Annotated in this window: 18 protein-coding genes; 8 read left to right on the top strand and 10 right to left on the bottom strand. The window is 66.5% G+C overall.

The annotated features are described in order from the left end of the window. Positions 1–117 precede the first annotated feature (117 nt). Genes ABIA65_RS08455 through ABIA65_RS08445 form a run of 3 tightly spaced genes read left to right on the top strand, consistent with a single transcriptional unit; the run spans position 118 to position 3,760 of the window. Complete coding sequence (locus ABIA65_RS08455; protein ID WP_354523241.1) at positions 118–2,433, top strand: MMPL family transporter; 2,316 nt, start codon at positions 118–120, stop codon at positions 2,431–2,433. Beyond that, on the top strand, positions 2,430–3,110 hold the full coding sequence (locus ABIA65_RS08450) for a TetR/AcrR family transcriptional regulator (RefSeq protein WP_241403741.1): 681 nt from the start codon (positions 2,430–2,432) through the stop codon (positions 3,108–3,110). The genes ABIA65_RS08455 and ABIA65_RS08450 overlap by 4 nt, the downstream gene beginning before the upstream one ends. Next, positions 3,107–3,760, top strand: a complete 654-nt coding sequence (locus ABIA65_RS08445; protein WP_354523240.1) for a class I SAM-dependent methyltransferase — start codon at positions 3,107–3,109, stop codon at positions 3,758–3,760. The genes ABIA65_RS08450 and ABIA65_RS08445 overlap by 4 nt, the downstream gene beginning before the upstream one ends. A 21-nt stretch (positions 3,761–3,781) precedes the next feature. On the opposite strand, the gene ABIA65_RS08440 is transcribed toward ABIA65_RS08445, so the two are convergent. After that, the gene (locus ABIA65_RS08440; RefSeq protein ID WP_241403743.1) at positions 3,782–4,495 is read right to left on the bottom strand and encodes an NAD-dependent deacylase; all 714 of its coding nucleotides are present in this window, start codon (positions 4,493–4,495) and stop codon (positions 3,782–3,784) included. 37 nt (positions 4,496–4,532) lie between these two features. On the opposite strand from ABIA65_RS08440, the gene ABIA65_RS08435 reads away from it, so the two are divergent. Continuing rightward, a complete protein-coding gene (locus ABIA65_RS08435) occupies positions 4,533–4,898 on the top strand; it encodes an Rv1152 family transcriptional regulator (protein WP_354523239.1) in 366 nt (121 codons plus the stop codon). Positions 4,899–4,925: 27 nt separating this feature from the next. Here the strand turns inward: ABIA65_RS08435 and ABIA65_RS08430 are convergent, their stop codons facing one another. Genes ABIA65_RS08430 through ABIA65_RS08420 form a run of 3 tightly spaced genes read right to left on the bottom strand, consistent with a single transcriptional unit; the run spans position 4,926 to position 7,138 of the window. Continuing rightward, positions 4,926–5,759: a class I SAM-dependent methyltransferase gene (locus ABIA65_RS08430; protein ID WP_354523238.1), complete on the bottom strand. Its 834-nt coding sequence runs from the start codon at positions 5,757–5,759 to the stop codon at positions 4,926–4,928. 36 nt (positions 5,760–5,795) lie between these two features. Beyond that, positions 5,796–6,320 (bottom strand): DUF1697 domain-containing protein, encoded by a 525-nt coding sequence (locus ABIA65_RS08425; protein ID WP_241403746.1) that lies wholly within the window; start codon positions 6,318–6,320, stop codon positions 5,796–5,798. After that, positions 6,317–7,138 carry a class I SAM-dependent methyltransferase gene (locus ABIA65_RS08420; protein ID WP_354523237.1) on the bottom strand — a complete coding sequence of 274 codons (822 nt, stop codon included), beginning with the start codon at positions 7,136–7,138 and terminating at the stop codon, positions 6,317–6,319. Before ABIA65_RS08420 ends, ABIA65_RS08425 begins: the two co-directional genes overlap by 4 nt. Positions 7,139–7,206: 68 nt before the next feature. Between ABIA65_RS08420 and ABIA65_RS08415 the strand changes: the two genes are divergently transcribed. Both ABIA65_RS08415 and ABIA65_RS08410 read left to right on the top strand, forming a co-directional pair. Then, the gene (locus tag ABIA65_RS08415) at positions 7,207–7,650 is read left to right on the top strand and encodes a PPOX class F420-dependent oxidoreductase (protein WP_241403748.1); all 444 of its coding nucleotides are present in this window, start codon (positions 7,207–7,209) and stop codon (positions 7,648–7,650) included. Between the two features lie 41 nt (positions 7,651–7,691). Continuing rightward, the gene (locus tag ABIA65_RS08410; protein WP_241403749.1) at positions 7,692–7,871 is read left to right on the top strand and encodes a DUF5302 domain-containing protein; all 180 of its coding nucleotides are present in this window, start codon (positions 7,692–7,694) and stop codon (positions 7,869–7,871) included. Between the two features lie 28 nt (positions 7,872–7,899). On the opposite strand, the gene ABIA65_RS08405 is transcribed toward ABIA65_RS08410, so the two are convergent. Then, positions 7,900–8,598, bottom strand: coding sequence for a TetR/AcrR family transcriptional regulator (locus tag ABIA65_RS08405; RefSeq protein WP_241403750.1), 699 nt, complete (start codon positions 8,596–8,598; stop codon positions 7,900–7,902). Between the two features lie 182 nt (positions 8,599–8,780). Here ABIA65_RS08405 and ABIA65_RS08400 point away from each other — a divergent pair, with 182 nt between their 5' ends. Beyond that, on the top strand, positions 8,781–10,199 hold the full coding sequence (locus ABIA65_RS08400; protein WP_241403751.1) for an APC family permease: 1,419 nt from the start codon (positions 8,781–8,783) through the stop codon (positions 10,197–10,199). Then, a complete protein-coding gene (locus tag ABIA65_RS08395) occupies positions 10,199–11,644 on the top strand; it encodes a serine hydrolase domain-containing protein (protein WP_354523236.1) in 1,446 nt (481 codons plus the stop codon). The genes ABIA65_RS08400 and ABIA65_RS08395 overlap by 1 nt, the downstream gene beginning before the upstream one ends. On the opposite strand, the gene ABIA65_RS08390 is transcribed toward ABIA65_RS08395, so the two are convergent. The 5 genes from ABIA65_RS08390 to ABIA65_RS08370 all read right to left on the bottom strand — a co-directional run bounded on the left by ABIA65_RS08390 (position 11,574) and on the right by ABIA65_RS08370 (position 17,378). Continuing rightward, complete coding sequence (locus ABIA65_RS08390) at positions 11,574–12,896, bottom strand: acyltransferase family protein (protein WP_354523235.1); 1,323 nt, start codon at positions 12,894–12,896, stop codon at positions 11,574–11,576. The two genes, ABIA65_RS08395 and ABIA65_RS08390, sit on opposite strands and share 71 nt — an antisense overlap. A 49-nt stretch (positions 12,897–12,945) precedes the next feature. Continuing rightward, positions 12,946–14,091 carry an MFS transporter gene (locus ABIA65_RS08385; protein WP_241405522.1) on the bottom strand — a complete coding sequence of 382 codons (1,146 nt, stop codon included), beginning with the start codon at positions 14,089–14,091 and terminating at the stop codon, positions 12,946–12,948. Between the two features lie 152 nt (positions 14,092–14,243). Further along, complete coding sequence (locus ABIA65_RS08380) at positions 14,244–15,272, bottom strand: SGNH/GDSL hydrolase family protein (protein WP_354523234.1); 1,029 nt, start codon at positions 15,270–15,272, stop codon at positions 14,244–14,246. 118 nt (positions 15,273–15,390) lie between these two features. Next, positions 15,391–17,019, bottom strand: coding sequence for a monocarboxylic acid transporter (locus ABIA65_RS08375; RefSeq protein WP_241403755.1), 1,629 nt, complete (start codon positions 17,017–17,019; stop codon positions 15,391–15,393). Further along, positions 17,016–17,378 carry a DUF485 domain-containing protein gene (locus tag ABIA65_RS08370; protein ID WP_354523233.1) on the bottom strand — a complete coding sequence of 121 codons (363 nt, stop codon included), beginning with the start codon at positions 17,376–17,378 and terminating at the stop codon, positions 17,016–17,018. Before ABIA65_RS08370 ends, ABIA65_RS08375 begins: the two co-directional genes overlap by 4 nt. Positions 17,379–17,409: the final 31 nt, after the last annotated feature.

The raw sequence follows: 17,409 nt of genomic DNA, 5'->3' as shown, positions 1-17,409 counted from the left end.
AGCCCGGTGCTGTGAACTATCGCCGCGACGGGGTCGTGTCTCGATGGAGAGATGCGTTGACGGTCATAGGTTAGCGTTGATAAGTTAGCGCCGATATTGTCGTGGATGGAGGCATAAGTGCTGCGTAGAATCGCCCTGCTCGCCATCGCCGCGCCTCGGCGTGTCCTCGGCATCGCAGCCGTGCTGGTCGTCGCAGCTGCCGTGTTCGGGATACCGGTCGCCAAGAGCCTGTCGGCCGGCGGCTTTCAGGACCCGACGTCAGAGTCGGCCCAGGCATCGCAGCTGCTCGCCGAGAAGTTCGACCAGGGCGACATGCAGATGCTCATCACGATCACCTCGCCGGACGGTTTCGACAGCCCGACGGCCAGGGCGGCGGCCACCGATATCGTCGAGCACTTCGGTCAATCGCCGTACGTCGCCAATGTGACATCGGCCTGGACCGTGCCGCCGGCGGCGGCCGCTGATCTGACCAGCCGCGACGGCAAGACCGGACTGATCGTCGCGGGGCTCACCGGCGGCGAGAACAACGCACAGAAGTACGCCAAGACGCTGGCCGACGAGGTGGTGCACGACCGCGACGGTCTGACCATTCGCGCCGGCGGCATCGCGATCGTGTACGCGCAGATCAACACGCAGTCCGAACGCGACCTGCTGTTGATGGAGTCGATCGCGATCCCGCTCAGCTTTCTCGTGTTGGTCTGGGTCTTTGGCGGCCTGATCGCCGCCGCGGTGCCGATGGCGGTCGGTGCATTCGCGATCGTCGGATCGATGGCGGTGCTCCGGCTCATCACCTTCAGCACCGACGTGTCGATCTTCGCGCTGAATCTGTCAATGGCGATGGGCCTGGCACTGGCGATCGACTACACGCTGCTGATCATCAGTCGCTATCGAGACGAACTGGCCAACGGCGTACCGCGGGACCGGGCGCTGACCCGGACCATGACCACCGCTGGACGCACGGTGCTTTTCTCCGCCACGACGGTCGCACTGTCGATGGGCGCGATGATCCTGTTCCCGATGTACTTCCTGAAGTCCTTCGCCTACGCCGGCATCGCGACGGTCACGTTCGCGGCGGGCGCGGCGGTTATCGTGACGCCCGCAGCGATCTGGCTGCTCGGCGATCGCCTCGAGGGACTGAACGTGGGGCGGTTGTTCCGACGGGTGATTGATCCGGGTCCGAAGCCCGTGGAGCGTCAGTTCTGGTACCGCTGCGCGAAGCTCGTGATGCGCAGGGCAGTCCCGATCGGCCTGGCGGTCGTCGTCCTGCTGCTCGCGCTCGGTGCGCCGTTCCTGTCGGTCAAGTGGGGTTTCCCCGACGACCGGGTGCTACCGACCTCGGCCTCGTCGCACCAGGTCGGTGACCAGCTTCGCAACGACTTCGCCGACGACTCGGCGACCAACATCAACGTCGTCATCCCGGACGCCGATGGGTTGACCCCGGCGCAAATCGAGCGCTACGCCGCCGATCTGTCCCGCACCCCGGACGTCTCGGCGGTGTCCGCGCCGACGGGCACCTTCGTCGCCGGTGACAGGGTCGGTCCGCCAACGGCGGCGACCGGTGTGGCCGAGGGCAGCGCATTCCTCACCGTCGGCAGCAGCGCGCCGCTGTTCTCCGAGGCGTCCGATGCCCAACTCGACCGCCTGCACGAGATCGCGGGGCCAGGCGATCGGACGGTACTCGTGACGGGTATCGCGCAGATCAACCGCGACAGCGTCGAGGCCATCACGACCCGCTTGCCGTGGGTGCTGGGCCTCATCGCGTTGATCACCTTCGGGCTGCTGTTCCTGCTGACCGGCAGCGTGATCCTGCCGCTGAAAGCCGTTGTGATGAACGTGTTGTCGTTGACGGCCGCCTTCGGGGCGCTGGTCTGGATCTTCCAGGACGGCCACTTCGGTGCGCTCGGCACGACGCCGACGGGAACGCTGGTGGCGAACATGCCGGTGCTGCTGTTCTGCATCGCGTTCGGTCTCTCGATGGACTACGAGGTCTTCCTCGTCGCACGCATCCGCGAGTACTGGTTGACGCTGCGTGCGGGCAAACCGGAGATCACCGGACGTCAGGCGATCAAGGATGCCCACGCCGACAACGACGAGGCGGTGGCGCTCGGCCTGGCACGCACCGGGCGTGTCATCACCGCGGCGGCGCTGGTCATGTCGATATCGTTCGCCGCGCTCATCGCGGCCGAGGTCTCGTTCATGAGAATGTTCGGCCTCGGCCTGACGCTTGCCGTCCTGGTGGATGCCACGTTGGTGCGCATGATGTTGGTGCCTGCCTTCATGCACGTGGTGGGTGGCTGGAACTGGTGGGCGCCCAGACCGTTGGTCCGACTTCATCAGCGCATCGGAATCAGCGAGTCCGGTCCCGACGAGGATGCCGATGCGGCAGGCGGTGGAGCGGCCGGCGACAACCGCGTGGGACAGTCAATGACGTGACGTCTCAGCCACTCAAGCGCCGACGCGCGCCCCGCGGTTCCGGCGACCAGCTGCGAGACGAGATCCTGGACGCCACCACCGATCTGTTACTGGAGACCGGGCACGCCAAGGCGGTGTCGATTCGAGCCGTCGCCGAGCGCGTGCGCATCACCCCGCCGTCGATCTACCTGCACTTCGCCGATAAGGACGCGCTACTGGATGCGGTGTGCGCCAGGTACTTCGAGCATCTCAACGAGGTGATGCAGAGTGCGGCCGCCGACGCGCCCTCGACCATCGAGGGGTTGCGTGCTCAGGGCCTGGCCTACGTCCGTTTCGCCATGGAGAACCCGGAGCTATACCGGATCGCCACGATGGGCGAGGGGCGCCCCGGCAGCGACGTCGACATCACGTTGAACAGCTCCGCGTTCGTGCACATGCGCAGTTCCATCGGGGCGTTGATGGCCGAGGGGATCTGCCCACCCGGTGACTCCGGCGCCGCAGCTCTGGAATTATGGGCGGTGGTGCACGGGGTGGCGGCGTTGCTCATCTCACGGCCGTATCTGCCGGTCGGTGACGCCGAGGAGTTCGCCGATCGCGTCATGCGGTCGGCGTGGTGCGGATACGTCGCATCGGCACTGATCGGACCTGACGTGCCGCCGCAGGAGACCCTCGAACGATTGAAGGTGCTTGGTACATGAGTGACTCAGGTGATCAGGACTCGGTCGATAACCCGTTCTTCGCCCGACTGTGGTCGACGATGTCGACCCGCGAACCCGAGTCCATCCGGGTGTTGCGCCGAGAGAACCTCGAGGGCCTGACCGGGCGGGTGCTGGAGATCGGTGCAGGCACGGGATCCAACTTCGGCCTCTACCCGACGAGCGTCACCGAGGTCGTCGCGATCGAACCCGAGCACCGTCTGGCGGTCTTGGCGCGCGAGGCGGCCGTCAACGCGAAGGTGCCGGTGACAGTGTCCACCGAGACCGTCGAGCGGTACGCCGCGTCGGCGGGTGAGCCGTTCGACGCGGTGGTGTGCTCGCTGGTGCTGTGCTCGATCGCCGACCCCGATGACGTTCTGCGACAACTGATCACGATGCTGCGGCCGGGGAGTGAACTGCGCTTCCTCGAGCACGTTGCGGGGACCGGCATGCGGGCCCGATTCCAACGCCTTGCCGATGCCACGGTGTGGCCCAGGTTGTTGGGTAACTGCCACACCCACCGGCACACGGAGAGATCGATCGCCGCAGCGGGGTTCGAGGTCGTGCGCGCCCGTCACGAATGGGTGCTGCCCGCGTGGGTGCCGATGCCGGCCTCCGAGACCGCGATCGGTGTGGCGGTCAGGCCAGGCTGAACCCCGCGGGCGGGGCGAACCTCAGCCCAGCAGCGCGGGCAGGCGCTGTAGCAGGGTGGGCAACGCCGTGGCCGCGCTCTCGCGCAGGCTTATGGTGACGGCGCTCGACAGCGGGGTGGGCTCGGGGTTGATCTCGATCACCGGGATGCCATTGGCCACCGCTATCTCGGGCAGTCCGGCGGCCGGGTAGACGATCGACGACGTCCCCACGACAATCGCGAGATCGGCGGCACTGACCGCCGCGACGGAGCGGTCCCACGCATCGGTGGGCAGCGCCTCGCCGAACCACACCACATTGGGCCGGATCAGACCGCCGCACACGCACACCGGCGGTTCGACCATCTCGACCGGTTCAGGCATCGCCGGGAGCGGGCCCTGATAGTCGCAATCGCAACGATCGCAACGGAATTCGAAGAGGCTGCCGTGCAGGTGGTAGACGTTCGTGCTGCCCGAGCGTTCGTGCAGATCGTCGACGTTCTGGGTGACGACGTGTACTTCGGCGTAGTCCTCCCACGCTGCGACGGCGCGGTGTCCGTCGTTGGGTGCGACACCCTTCATCATGTAGTGGCGCCATAGGTACCACGCCCACACCTTCTCGGGGTGGCGGCGCCAGCCGTCCGAACTCGAGATCTCGTAGGGATCGACCTTGGCCCACAGACCGGTCTCCACATCACGGAACGTCGGCACTCCGCTCTCGGCCGAGATACCGGCTCCACTGAGAACGGTCACCTGCACGCTCACCAAACTAGCCGTTTTTTGTGATACTGGGCAGGTGACCGATTTGGGGGAATGGGTCCGCGTCGATCCGCACGCGGCGAGACCGTTGTTCGATCAACTGCGGATTCAGGTCATCGAGGGGATTCGTGATGGCAGGCTGCCGCCGGGTACGCGGCTGCCCACGGTGCGTGATCTCGCGTCCGAGCTGAGCATGGCGGTGAACACCGTGGCGCGCGCCTACCGGGAGTTGGAGTCGGCGGGGATCGTCGAGACGCGGGGGAGATTCGGGACGTTCGTCGCCCGGGCCGACCCCGCTGACTCGGCGATGGCGACCGCGGCGCACGCGTATGCGACGGCGGCGCGCTCGCTCGGTGTCGGCAAGGCCGCCGCCCTCGGCTACGTCGAGGACGCATTCGGCTAGTCGAGGACGCACTCGGCCAGTAGTGGCCTAGCCGAATTCGAGCAGCGTGAAGGCCGGTCGAATGGGGTCGAACAGCGGGAACCGCTGCATGACCCACACCGCGCCGTTGAGTATCCGGCCCCGGCCCTGGGGTAGCGGGACGTCGTGCACCGCACGGACGCCAGGCACCACGTCGACCAGCTTGGCGATCTCACTGGCCGACATCGAGAACGGCATGGGCGGCACCCGGTAGCGCAGTGAGGTCCGCATACCCTTGCGGGCCCAGGCGGCGAACCACGCGGGCGGGAGGTCGAACATCATCGCGCCGCCGGGGAAGCGCTTGGCGCATTCGCTGATCAACTCCATCGCCTCGCTGGGCTGCAGGTACATCAGCAGTCCCTCAGCCGTGATGAAGACGCCGTTGTCGGTGGCGACCTGGTCCATCCAGCTGTAGTCCAGAGCCGATTGCGCGCAGACCGTGACCCGGTCGGACTCCGGCAGCAGCTTGCCGCGCAGTTCGATCATGGGCGGCAGGTCGACCGTGAGCCAGCGGAACTGATCGCTCACACTACTGGTTTGGATGCGGTAATAGCTGGTCTGAAGCCCCTCCGCGAGCGCGACGACGGTGGCGGCGGGATGGTTTGCCAGGTACTTGCGGGTGGCCTGGTCGAACGCGAGCGAACGCAGCGCCATGTCCTGGCGGCGGGTGGGGCCGAACTTGGCGAAGTCGAAGTCGATGGAGTCGACAAGCTTGATGGCCATCGGGTCTTCGAGGATCGAGTCTGGCCGACGGGCCTCGCTCGCCCGTACCTGCAGGGTCAGTAGTGCGGTCTCGGAGACGCCGGTCAGCGTCGCGCCGTCCACCTTCGGTTCTGAACTCACTGTCGCGAATGTACCGAAGGCCAGGCGGACAGGACGTCAGGCCGAGAGGACTCTGTCGACGGTGCGGAGGTTGCGCGTCGTGGTCGAGGACTTGTAGCGCTTCTTGCCCATTGTCTTGCCGATGACGCTGTCCAGCGTGCCGGATCTGGGCACCTGCCAGTAGAGGACGCCATCGCCTCGTTGGATCAGTTCATGGGGACCGGCGACCTCCGCCAGACCGGCGAGCTCGTCGAGGACGTCCTCATCGGCGACGAAGGTGACGTAGGAGTGGTGTCCCTCGACCTCGCGCTCGAACGGGTAGTTCTGCGACACCGCGCGCACCGTCTCGAGGTCGTAGGCCAGCACCCACGCCTCGTAGCCGAACGTCTTCCGAAGGGCCGCTTCGGCCTTCGCGCGGACCTCTGCGGTGCCGGAGTCGCTGTCGAGCAGCACGTTGCCGCTGGCCAGGATCGTCTTGATATCGGTGAACCCGGCGCCGGAGAGGGATTTCGCGACGTCGGCCATCTTGAGGGTGACCCCACCGACGTTCACCCCGCGCAGGAACACCGCGTAGCGCGTCATCCGAACTCCAGCAGCGTGATGCTGGGCCGGATGCGGCGCAGGACACCGATGCGGTCCAGCGCCGGCCAGGTGGCGGCCTTCCATAGCCCGCGACCAGGGGGAAGCCCGATATCGCGGGCGGCCCGTACCCCCGGCACGCTCCCCGCCAGTGTCAGTGCGTCGTCGGCGCTCTGTCCGAACGGCATAGGCGGCGCGACGTAGCGCTTCGTCAGGTTGAAGCCCTTGAGCGTGCGCCTGCTGAACCAGCCGGGAATCGAGTCGAACATCATCACGCCGCCGGGGAAGCGGGCGGCGCAGTCACGGATGAGTCCCAGCGCGTCATCGGGTTCGAGGTACATCAGCAGGCCCTCGGCGGTGATGAACACTCCGTTGGAGCCCTCGACGCGGTCCATCCAGGACAGATCGAGGGCGGACTGGGCGAGTTCGACGATGCGGTCCTCGCGTGGCAGCAACTGGCGGCGCAGGTCCATGACGGGCGGCAGATCGATGGAGTACCAGGTCAACTCGTCGGCCACGCCGGCTCGCTGCAGACGCCAGAAACTGGTCTGCAGACCCTCGGCCAACGCGACCACAGCCGCCCTGGGGTGGGCGCTGAGGTAGTCGCGCGCCTCGATGTCGAAGGCCGCGGCGCGCAGCCCGTGCGACTGGTCGGGCTTGCCGAACTTGAGGTAGTCGTAGTCGATCGCATCGAGCAGCGTGACCGCCCACGGGTCGCGTATGACGCCGTCGGAGCGCTTGGCCTCGGTGCCCCGATTGTGCAGCGTCCACAGTGTGGTCGCCGAGACGCCTTCCAGGGTGTTGCCATCGATGGCACTCATGGGGCCATGGTAGGGACCGTGATGGCAATCCCGGCCACCTTCCCTCGCGCAGTCGTAGGCTGGCGGGCATGACCCGGCACGTGTTGGACGACAAGCTGTTGGCAGTGATCAGCGGAAACTCGCTGGGGATTCTGGCCACCATCAAGCGCGACGGCCGACCACAGCTGTCCAACGTGTCGTATCACTTCGACTCGCGGAACCTGGCGATTCAGGTGTCGGTGCGAGAACCCCTGGCCAAGACCCGCAATCTGCGACGTGACCCGCGGGCGTCGGTGCATGTGCCGTCCGACGACGGGTGGGCCTACGCGGTGGCAGAGGGCGACGCGATTCTCACCGCGCCCGCGGCCGCACCTGACGATGACACCGTCGAGGCGCTGATCGCGTTGTACCGCAATATCGCCGGGGAGCATCCCGATTGGGACGACTATCGCCGCGCCATGGTCGACGACCGACGCGTCCTGTTGACGCTGCCGATATCGCATCTCTACGGTCTGCCGCCCGGCATCCGGTAATCAGTGCGACGTGGCCAGGGGCGGCCGGTTACTCTGCGGTCATGGCCGAAGCACCCGACGCACCAGAAGAAGACGACAACAAGCGCAAGTTCCGCGAGGCACTCGAACGCAAGAACACCAACGCAGCCAGTGGGGCCGCCCACCGCGACGGAGGCAAGAAGCAGCCCAAGGTTCACGGCCCGGTGGAGAACCGCCGAGAGTTCCGCCGCAAGAGCGGGTAGCGGCGCAGAGCGTCAAAACCGCTGTCGCTCAACCCGATGCGGCGTCGCCCCGGCCGAGGCGCCCGCGATTCTCGATGGCATCGAGTAGCACCTCGACGCTGAACTCGAAGACCTTCGCGGTGTCGGGATAGATCGTCGGCGCCACCGCGGCGGACGACGGGAATCGGCGCGCGTCGAGAGTGGCGTACTGCCGGCGCTGCTCATCGCGCAGCTCGGCGTCGGTCAGCCACGGTGACAGTGCTGCGACCAAGCCGCTGCCGACGGTGTGGTTGTAGATGGTCTGGTGGTACAGACCCAGTTCGTCGTCACTCACCCCTGCGCGAATGAGTTCGCGGACCGTCCATTCCGTGAGGTGGAAGAGCTGCGGCTCGTCGTCGGGCTGTCCGGCCATGGCGGCGGCCAGGCCCTCGTGGCGTCGATAGATCTGCCACCACTGGATCATCAGCGTGCGGAGGTTGGTGCGCCAGTGCTTGGCGGGGTCCGGCTCGTCCACCTCGAGCCGGAACAGCTCGTCGATGAGCGCTGAGATCAGCTCGGCTTTGTCCCGGAAGTGTCGGTACATCGCCGTGGCATCGACGCCGAGTTCGATTCCCAGACGCCGCAGCGTGAGCGCGCGCAGTCCGTCGCGGTCGGAGATCTCCTGCGCTGCTCGCAGGATCACTGCACGGTCCAATCGGACGGTGCCGCCGGTCGTGCGCTGCCCGTTGGATCGCTCGCTGCTGTCCACGGCCCAAGCATTGCATGCGCGACAGCCAGGGCGGTGGCGACATGCTCGGCGATGTCAGCAGTGTTGTCAACAGTGTTGACAGACGGCTGGAGTGGGGTGAAGATCACACGGTCCCGTTCGCACCCGCCGGGCAAGCGACACTGTCGTCGCCTCCATCGGGGTGGTCGTGAGAAAGGCGCCGAATGCGCGACTCGAAGTCCGGCAGTCCCAAGAAGTACAAGCAAGAGCTCAAACGCGACCTCAGTCTGTGGGAGAACGCCTCGCTCGTCGTCTCGGCGACGACACCCGCGACCGGGGCGTTCATCATCGCGCCCGTGCTCTTCGCGCTGAACGGCACTGGCGCCGCCATCACCTTCGCCATCGCAGCGGTTCTCGGGCTGTCGCTGGCGTACTGCTGGGCGGAACTCGGCGCGGCCTATCCGATCGCCGGCGGTGACTACACCTTCATCGCTCGCATCATGGGGCGCGCGCCCGGATTCGTCTCGATGTTCATCACCGGCCCGGTCCAGGCCGTCCTGATCCCGGCCGTCGTTGCGCTCGGGATGGCTGACTACCTGCGGGTCGTCGTCAACGTCGACGCAAACTTCCTCGGTGCCGCCATCATCATCGGTGGCGCCGCGATCGCGCTGTTCGGCGTCCGACTGAACGCGATGGCCGTGACGGTGCTTCTCGTCGTCGAGATCCTGGCGGTCGTCGTCGTGTCGGTGGTCGGGCTCGTCAAGGTGCAGCGACCGGTCACCACACTGTTCCGTCCCGAGGTCTTCGACTCCTACGGCGTCGCCAGCCCGCTTACGCTGAGCGCACTCGTGGCGGGCATTGCCGTCGGCAGCTTCGCCTTCAACGGGTTCCAGGGCGCCCTGATCTTCTCGGAGGAGACCGTCGGTGGACGCCGCAATATCGCCCGCGCCGTCTTCATCGCCCTTGGTGTTGCCGTCGCCTGCGAGATCGTCCCCGTGGCCGCCGCGATCCTCGCCGCGCCCTCACTCACCGACCTGTCGAACTCGGACAACCCCTGGCAGTACTTCCTGACCTCGGTCGGTGGCGAGACGTTCAACACCATCATCAGCCTGGGCATCGCGGTCGCCGTGCTCAATGCCGTCATCGCGCTCATGCCCTACTACGCACGGATTCTGTACAGCACCGGCCGGGACATGGCGTGGCCGAATCCCGTCAGCCGGGCGCTGGCCAAGGTGCACCCCAAGTACGGCACCCCTTGGCTGGCAACGATTCTGGTGGGTATCGGCGGGGCGGTGATGATCCTGATCTCGGACGTTGCGACACTGTCGACGTGGACCGGGGCCCTGCTGGCCGTCGAGTTCATCCTGGTTGCCGGCTCCGCCATCCTGAGCCGGATCCGCACGCCCGGGCTCGAGCGGCCCTACCGAATGCCGCTGTGGCCGCTGTGGCCGGTCATCGCAATCGTCATGTCGATTGCCGTTCTGAGCCAGCAGGTCCGCGGCGATCTCATCGTGGCGGGGGCGTGTGTGCTGCTTGCCCTTGGCTACTACACCTTCTATCTGCGCCCAAGGGGCGAGACGCACTTCCTCATGCTGGCCCCGCCGGACGAGGACCGGGACGACCAGACGGTCGGGGTCCCTTGATGCCCCACCTCGACTTCACCGTCGTCGACGACATCGTCGCGGAGTTCCACGACCGTCGGCACGCTCCGGGTCTGCAGGTCGCGGTGATCGCGGGGGGTCGGGCGCTCCATCTCAGCGGTCACGGGATCGCCGACGCCGCAACCGGTGCCTCGGTCGGGGCGGAATCGGTCTTTCGCATCGCGTCGATGTCGAAGAGCTTCACCGCCGCCGCGATCCTGCAGCTGCGCGACCGAGGATTGCTCCAACTCGACGATCCCGTGGTCCGGCACCTGCCCGCGGCGATGGGGTTATCCGGCCCGACAGCCGACTCGCCACCAATCACGCTGCGCCACTGCCTGACGATGAGCAGCGGACTGCCCAGCGACGATCCGTGGGCCGACAGGCAGGAGGAGATGCCGCAGGACGCGTTCGACGACCTGCTCGCACGTCCGGTGGCGGGGGCCTACGCCCCGGGCACCGCGTTCGCGTACTCCAATCTCGGGTACGCCATCCTCGGACGCGTCGTCGAGGCGATCACAGGCCGACGGTTCATCGATCACGTCACCAGCGAGCTGCTGAAACCCCTTGGCATGGTGGACACAACCTACGACTACCGCACCGTGTCGCCCGAGTGCCTCGCGCAGGGCTATCGCCCGACGCGTGGTGGCGACTGGGAGCCGCAGAGGTTCACCGCACCCGGCAGCTTCTCCGCCATCGGGGGCCTGCTGAGCACGGTGGGCGACATCGCTCGATGGGCGGCGTGGCTGTCTGACGCATTCCCGCCGCGCGACGGGTCTGACGACGCGGTGCTCGCCAGGGCATCGCGACGAGAGATGCAACAGTCACACCGGCTGCTGCCCTTCGACGTCGTCGAGGGTCCCGGCGGGCACAATCGCTTGGTGAGCAAGGGCTTTCCGTGGGGTTTGTCCGGATACGGCTACGGGCTCTTCGTCGAGAGTGCCCCCGAGTCGGGTCCGATCAGCCAACACCTCGGCGGCTATCCCGGTTTCGGGTCGTACATGGGCTGGCACCAGGGCAGCGGTCTTGGCGTCGTGGCGTTCGCGAACGGGACCTACGCGCCGGTGGCGGCACCGGCGCGGGCCGCGCTCGAGGCATTGCTGGGTCAATGCCGGCCCGGTCGGGACGGGGTGGGTCCGTCGGCGCAACTCCGTGCCACGCTGGGTCTTGTCGAGCGCGTCATCGCCGATCCCTTTGCGCTGCAAGAGCCTGCCTTCGCAGGCAACGTGTTGCTCGACATTCCGCTAGGTGAGCGCGTCGCGGCGATCACCGACGCACGCAGCATGGTGGGCGAGCCCGAGGGCCAGGCCGAGATCGAGATGCGATCGCCGACCGAGGCGACGTACCGCCTGCCTGCGGCTCGGGGGCGACTCGACGTCAGCGTGGCAATGACACCGACAGACCCGCCTCGGATCCACACTTTTGCGGTGCAAGCCGTCGAGCGGTGATCAGGGCTACGAGCATCACTGCCACACAGTAGATCCCGTAATCCTTCAGACCCCACCCCACCGAGGCCAGGGTGGCGGTCGCGGCGACACACAGCAGGGTGCCGACCGCGGCGCTGCGGACACCCGGCGCTGAGATGCGGCCGCCGTCCCAGAACGGCAGCTCGGCGTTCTCGAGCGGCCGCAACGCCACGAACGCCGCGCTGACCAACAGCGCCATCAACACGACCTGCGCGATGCTGAGCGCGACGAAGTGCGGTTGGCCCGGATACCGCGGCAGCCCGAGTAGGTCGAACGCCAGGTGCGCGCCGAGCAGTGCGGGCATGTGCCACAGGTAGAGGGTCATTGCACCGGAGTTCCCGAGGACGGTGGCTCGCCACACCCTCGGTCGGTGCGCCCACCTGTCGATGCTTCCCGCGGCGGCAATCGCGAACGCGCACAATATGATCGCGTGTCCGGCGAGAAGCAGTGACGGCGGCGTCATGTTCTTGAGCTGCTGAGACTCGATACCCACCAGGCTCAGCTCGTAGGGACCCCATTGCAGCAGCGCCACGTTCACGGCAAGCATCGCGGCACCGAGCCCGCACGCTGCGCGCGGCGTGATCAGGCGACGCCGGTAGGCCACCCCGAACATGCCCGGGATCAGCCACGCGACGAAGTTCACGTAGCCCAGCAGCGACCAGCCGGGCTCGGTGACCCTGACGGCGTCGACGACGGCGATGAACGCGTACACCGCGACCACACTCGCGATCAGCCGCGTCGGCGTGGTGATACGTGTCAGCGCGGGAACCGCCGCCAGCACCAAGACGTAGGCGCCGAGAAACCACAGCAACTGGATGCTGATGCCCGCGATGGGTTCGTAGACGTGGATCGGCAGGAGCTGCCGCAACACGATCAGCGCCACGGTCCAGAAGGCGAGGTAGTAGAACACCGGTCGGTATAGGCGCGTGCAGCGCTTGAGCAGCCACCCGCCCCAGCTCCCGCCGAGCCGGTAGGAGTCCACCGATGCCGCGACACCGGCGAAGAAGAACAGCGGCATGATCTGGAAGATCCAGGTGAACGCCTGAAAAACGACCGAGTTGGTGAGCAGGTTGTCCCAGATGAGAACGCCGTCGGTGATGATGCTGGTGGCCATGATGGTGTGGCCCGCCACGACGCCGAGCAGCGCGCCGATGCGGATGACGTCGATGGCCCGGTCACGGTCGGCCGGGGTGCGCGCCTCGATCTCGGCGGCGGTCGGAAACTGCAGCGGCATACCCTCAAACCTAGGCGCGCAAAGCGTCGCCGGCCCTAGGTAGAACCACTCAATTCACCGCGACCTCGGAGGCCGACCGTCGTTTGCGGCCGGACTCCTGAATCAGGATCGCCACCAGGCATATCGCTGAGAGTGCCGCCACGGCGATCGCGAATGTGGTCCCCGCGGTGCGCAATCCCCAGCTCTGCGCGGCGAACCCAGCGCCGATCACCGGCAGCGATATCGCGACGTACGCGACGACGAAGTAGGTGGAACTCACCTCGGCGCGACGATCGGCGGGCGAGCCCTCGACGACCGCGGCCAGCCCGCGACTGAAGCTGATGCCCTGCCCGATGCCCGCGACCACCGCGGCCGCGATCAGCGTCGGAAGTGACGAATAGTGCAGTGCGGCAGTCAGAACGACCATGCCCAGCACCAAGATTGCGCACCCGATCGCGACGGCACGTTGCGGGTGCATCCGTCTCGCGAAGACCTGGGCGATCGCGGACGCGACGAATATCGAGCTGGCCACCGCGCCGGCGACGGCGTGGTTGCCGATGCCGATGACGTTCGACACGAAGGACGGCGCGACGGCCATGAACAGTCCGGTCACGGTGAAGCCGGCGAACGCGGCGGTGGCCGCGGTGATGAAGACAGGCCGCACCACCGAGGGAATGGACAACCGCTGCAATCCGATTCGCCCCGAACGGGACGACGTCTCGGGAACCAGCAGCATAGCGACGGCCGCCACCAGCATGAGCCCGATGTGCAGGACGAACGGCACCATCAGCGGATGCGGCGCGTACTGGACCAGAACGCCCGCCACCAGGGGGCCTAGGCTCAGGCCGCCGATGTTGGCGATCGTCGCGACCATGGCGGCGAGTTCACGCCGCGACTCCGGGGCCGCCTCGACGATGGCGGCCGTCGCGGTGCCGGTCACGACCCCCGCGGAGAAGCCCGACAGCAGTCGGCCCACCAACAGCACCGGAACGCTGTCGGCGACGAGGAACACCGCAGCGCTGGCCACCGCGAAACCGATGCCCGCCAGGAGCAGTGGTCGTCTGCCAATCGCGTCGGACCACCGTCCGAACACCAGCAGTGCGGTCAGGACGCCGACGGCATACGTCGAGAAGATCACCGTCGTGGTGAGCACCGAGAAGTGCATCTGGTCGGCGTACAGGGCGTACATGGGGGTGGGCAGCGTCGTGCCCATCATGGCCGCCGCGAACAGATAGGTCAGTACCGCGAGCGCGCGGGTTCGGGACGGCTTGGTCTCGGGTGTCACGCGTCGAGTCTCCCTCAACACCCAACGTGAAGAAGATTGCGACCTCGGTCGAGAATGTCGCAATCTTCTTCACGTTCGCGCGATTACTGTCCGTCGTGTTCGCTGACCTGCTGCATCACGTAGTCGGCCAGCCGTTCATTCGCATGCGTGGTGAGGTGCTCGGCGGCGGCGAACACATAGGTGCGGTCGGCGTCGGGGGACTTCCACGCGTCGGCTCCGCAGAAGTCCTGCCCGGGCTGCAGGCAGGCGTCCTCGTTGGCCCCGTGGGTGAATCCGTACTCGGCGCCATTCTCCAGTAGGTCGTCGATGAAGGCTCCGGTGTCGAGGATCTGGACCTTGGGGTCCTTCGGCAGCGAGTCCACCAGGTTCGTGTTGTAGACGTCGGTCAACTCGCTCACGTACTTGCGTGCCGCGTCGGACTCGAACCAGGGCAGAACCGCAAGATCGGCGAGCTTGAACACAACCAGGTGCTGAGCGCCGTTCGCCAGGATCGCCGACGCAGTCTGAGCCTCGTCCTCGGCGGCCTTCTGCACTCGTGCCCGCTCACCGGCCATTACCTCCGGCGACGGACTGTGGTTGTCGCGCAGAGCTTGTGCCAGTGTCGGGTCCTTGGTGAGGTCGTAGTTGTACGCAACGTCGTTCGTTCCGATGTAGAGCGTCACGAGCTCGTCCGGATTGAATGAGCCGTGCTGATCAATGAAGTGCTGCAGCTGTACCGCGGTGGATATCGGGGCGCCCTCTGGGTTCTGCGACACCGTCGAATAGGGGCTGTTCGCCCTGGCGCCGCCCTCGGCATAGTTCAGCCCGCCGGGGCCACTGAGACCGGGCTTGCCCTGATAGGCATCGCTGTAGCTGGCGAGGTGCTCATTCGGCTCGGTCGATTGGCCAAGCCGTTCGGCAACGTGTTGGGCCCATGTCATGCCCGTACCGGTGGTGAAGCGAACACCGAACGTGCCGGCATCGGTAAGGCTGTCACCAAAGAACACGGCTTCGCCGAACTTGGTGGGCGCCGGAGTCGTGGCCGCGGGTGTCTCGGTGGCACCGCACGCCGCCAGTGCGCCGACCGTCATGGCCGCAGCAACCGCTGCCTGGACGCGAACCAATACGGGCATTCTGAATCCTTCACTGTTATCGATGGTTCGGCATTGCTGGAGTCCCCGCGCCGAACGTGAAAAAAATGGCGACATTTCTCAAGAAGTTGGCAATCTTCTTCACGTTCGACGCAGAGGGTTAGTGGGCGACCGCCTTCTCGGCGCCGATCCCGGTGAGCGAGCGCACCTCCATCTCGGCGGCGATCTTCGGATCCTCATCGTCGGGTGAGGTGAGCGTGCCGACGATGCCGAGGATGAACGCCAGCGGAATCGACACGATGCCGGGGTTGGCCAGCGGGAAGAAGGCGATGTCGATGCCCGGAATCATCGCGGTCTTCGAGCCCGTCACGGCGGGGGAGAAGACGATCAGCACGATCGTCGAGATCAGGCCGCCGTACATGCTCCACAGTGCGCCACGGGTGTTGAATCGCCTCCAGTACAGCGAGTACACGATCGTCGGCAGATTGGCCGCCGCGGCGACCGCGAAGGCCAGTGCCACGAGGAATGCGATGTTCTGACCGTTCGCCAGGATGCCGAGCCCAATCGCGAGCACGCCGAGGACCACCGCGGTGATCCGGGAGACGCGCACCTGCTCGTCCTCGGTCACCTGGCCCCGCTTGATCACGCTCGCGTAGACGTCGTGGGCGAAGGAGGCCGACGCCGTGATGGTCAAACCGGCGACCACGGCGAGGATCGTCGCGAACGCCACCGCCGAGATGATGCCAAGCAGGACCACGCCGCCGAGTTCGAAGGCCAGCAGAGGAGCGGCCGAGTTGACACCGCCCGGCGCCCCCAGGATGCGGTCCGGTCCGACGATCGCCGCGGCGCCGTAGCCCAGCGCGAGGGTGAACAGGTAGAACGCGCCGATCAGCGCTATCGCCCACACCACCGAGCGACGGGCTTCCTTGGCCGTGGGCACGGTGTAGAAGCGCATCAGCACGTGAGGCAGTCCGGCGGTGCCCAGTACCAGCGCGAGTGCCAGCGAGAGGAAGTTGATCTGGCTGGTCAACGAGCCGCCGTACTGCGCACCGGGTGCCAGCACGTCGCGGTTGGCGACGCCCTCGGTGGTTGCGCCGGAGATGGCGGACTGTGCCGCACCGAGGATCTCGGAGAAGTTCATGCCGAACTTGGCCAGCACCATCACTGTCATCAGGGCGGCGCCGGTGATCAAGAGCACGGCCTTGATGATCTGCACCCACGTGGTGCCCTTCATGCCGCCGACCAGAACGTAGACGATCATGAGCACACCCACGACGGCGATGACGATGGCCTGTCCCGCCGAGCTGGTCACGTCGAGCAGCAGGGCGACAAGGCCACCGGCGCCTGCCATTTGGGCCAGCAGGTAGAACAGCGACACCGCGAGCGTCGTGGTGGCGGCCGCCATCCGGACGGGGCGTTGCTTGAGCCGGAAGCTCAGCACGTCGGCCATGGTGAACCGGCCCGTGTTGCGCAACAGCTCGGCAACCAGCAGAAGAGCCACCAGCCAGGCGACCAGGAAGCCGATCGAGTACAGGAAGCCGTCGTAGCCGTAGACCGCGATGGCGCCGGCGATACCGAGAAAGCTTGCGGCCGAGAGGTAGTCGCCCGCGATCGCGATGCCATTCTGCGGCCCGGAGAATCCGCGGCCACCGGTGAAGAACTCATCGGCGGTGGCGTTCTTCTTGCTGGCCCGGATCACCACGATCATGGTGACCACGACGAATAGCGAGAAGATGCCGATATTGGCGACGGGGTTGCCGACGGCCTCGGCGGCGAGGTAGGTCCTCACGCGGTCTGTCCTTCCAGTTCGGCCTCGAGTTCGGCGCGGATGGCGGCGGCCCGCGGATCGAGTTCGCGGTTGGCGAACCGGACGTAGAGGCCGGTGATGATGAAGGTGGTCAGGAACTGGCCGAGGCCGATGAGCAACCCGACGTTGACATTGCCGAACACCTGGATGGCCATGAAGTCGTGGGCGAAGGCGCCCAGGATGACGTAGAGGCCGTACCAGATGATGAAGAACGCCGTCATCGGGAAGACGAAGCGCCGCAGCCTACTTCGAAGTTCCTGAAACTCGGGACTTGCCTGTACTTCCAGATATCGGTCGCCGCTGATCGCGGCGGCGGCATCGGATCCGATGGTCTCGGGCACCGTGGACTCCTGACATTTGTGAACCGGAACT

This window comes from Mycolicibacterium sp. 624 (assembly GCF_040548615.1).
In the GTDB taxonomy this organism is placed as follows: Bacteria; Actinomycetota; Actinomycetes; order Mycobacteriales; family Mycobacteriaceae; genus Mycobacterium.
Note: the sequence above shows the minus strand (reverse complement) of the source record. Positions and strands in the feature narration are given on the sequence as shown.

Bases quoted from the DNA above. Each gene is read 5' to 3' on its own strand.
- ABIA65_RS08420 (WP_354523237.1), bottom strand. From the start codon at position 7,138: ATGAGTGCCATCGATGGCAACACCCTGGAAGGCGTCTCGGCGACCACA.
- ABIA65_RS08415 (WP_241403748.1), top strand. From the start codon at position 7,207: ATGACCCGGCACGTGTTGGACGACAAGCTGTTGGCAGTGATCAGCGGA.
- ABIA65_RS08445 (WP_354523240.1), top strand. From the start codon at position 3,107: ATGAGTGACTCAGGTGATCAGGACTCGGTCGATAACCCGTTCTTCGCC.
- ABIA65_RS08390 (WP_354523235.1), bottom strand. From the start codon at position 12,896: ATGCCGCTGCAGTTTCCGACCGCCGCCGAGATCGAGGCGCGCACCCCG.
- ABIA65_RS08395 (WP_354523236.1), top strand. From the start codon at position 10,199: ATGCCCCACCTCGACTTCACCGTCGTCGACGACATCGTCGCGGAGTTC.
- ABIA65_RS08410 (WP_241403749.1), top strand. From the start codon at position 7,692: ATGGCCGAAGCACCCGACGCACCAGAAGAAGACGACAACAAGCGCAAG.
- ABIA65_RS08385 (WP_241405522.1), bottom strand. From the start codon at position 14,091: ATGATGGGCACGACGCTGCCCACCCCCATGTACGCCCTGTACGCCGAC.
- ABIA65_RS08425 (WP_241403746.1), bottom strand. From the start codon at position 6,320: ATGACGCGCTACGCGGTGTTCCTGCGCGGGGTGAACGTCGGTGGGGTC.
- ABIA65_RS08400 (WP_241403751.1), top strand. From the start codon at position 8,781: ATGCGCGACTCGAAGTCCGGCAGTCCCAAGAAGTACAAGCAAGAGCTC.
- ABIA65_RS08380 (WP_354523234.1), bottom strand. From the start codon at position 15,272: ATGCCCGTATTGGTTCGCGTCCAGGCAGCGGTTGCTGCGGCCATGACG.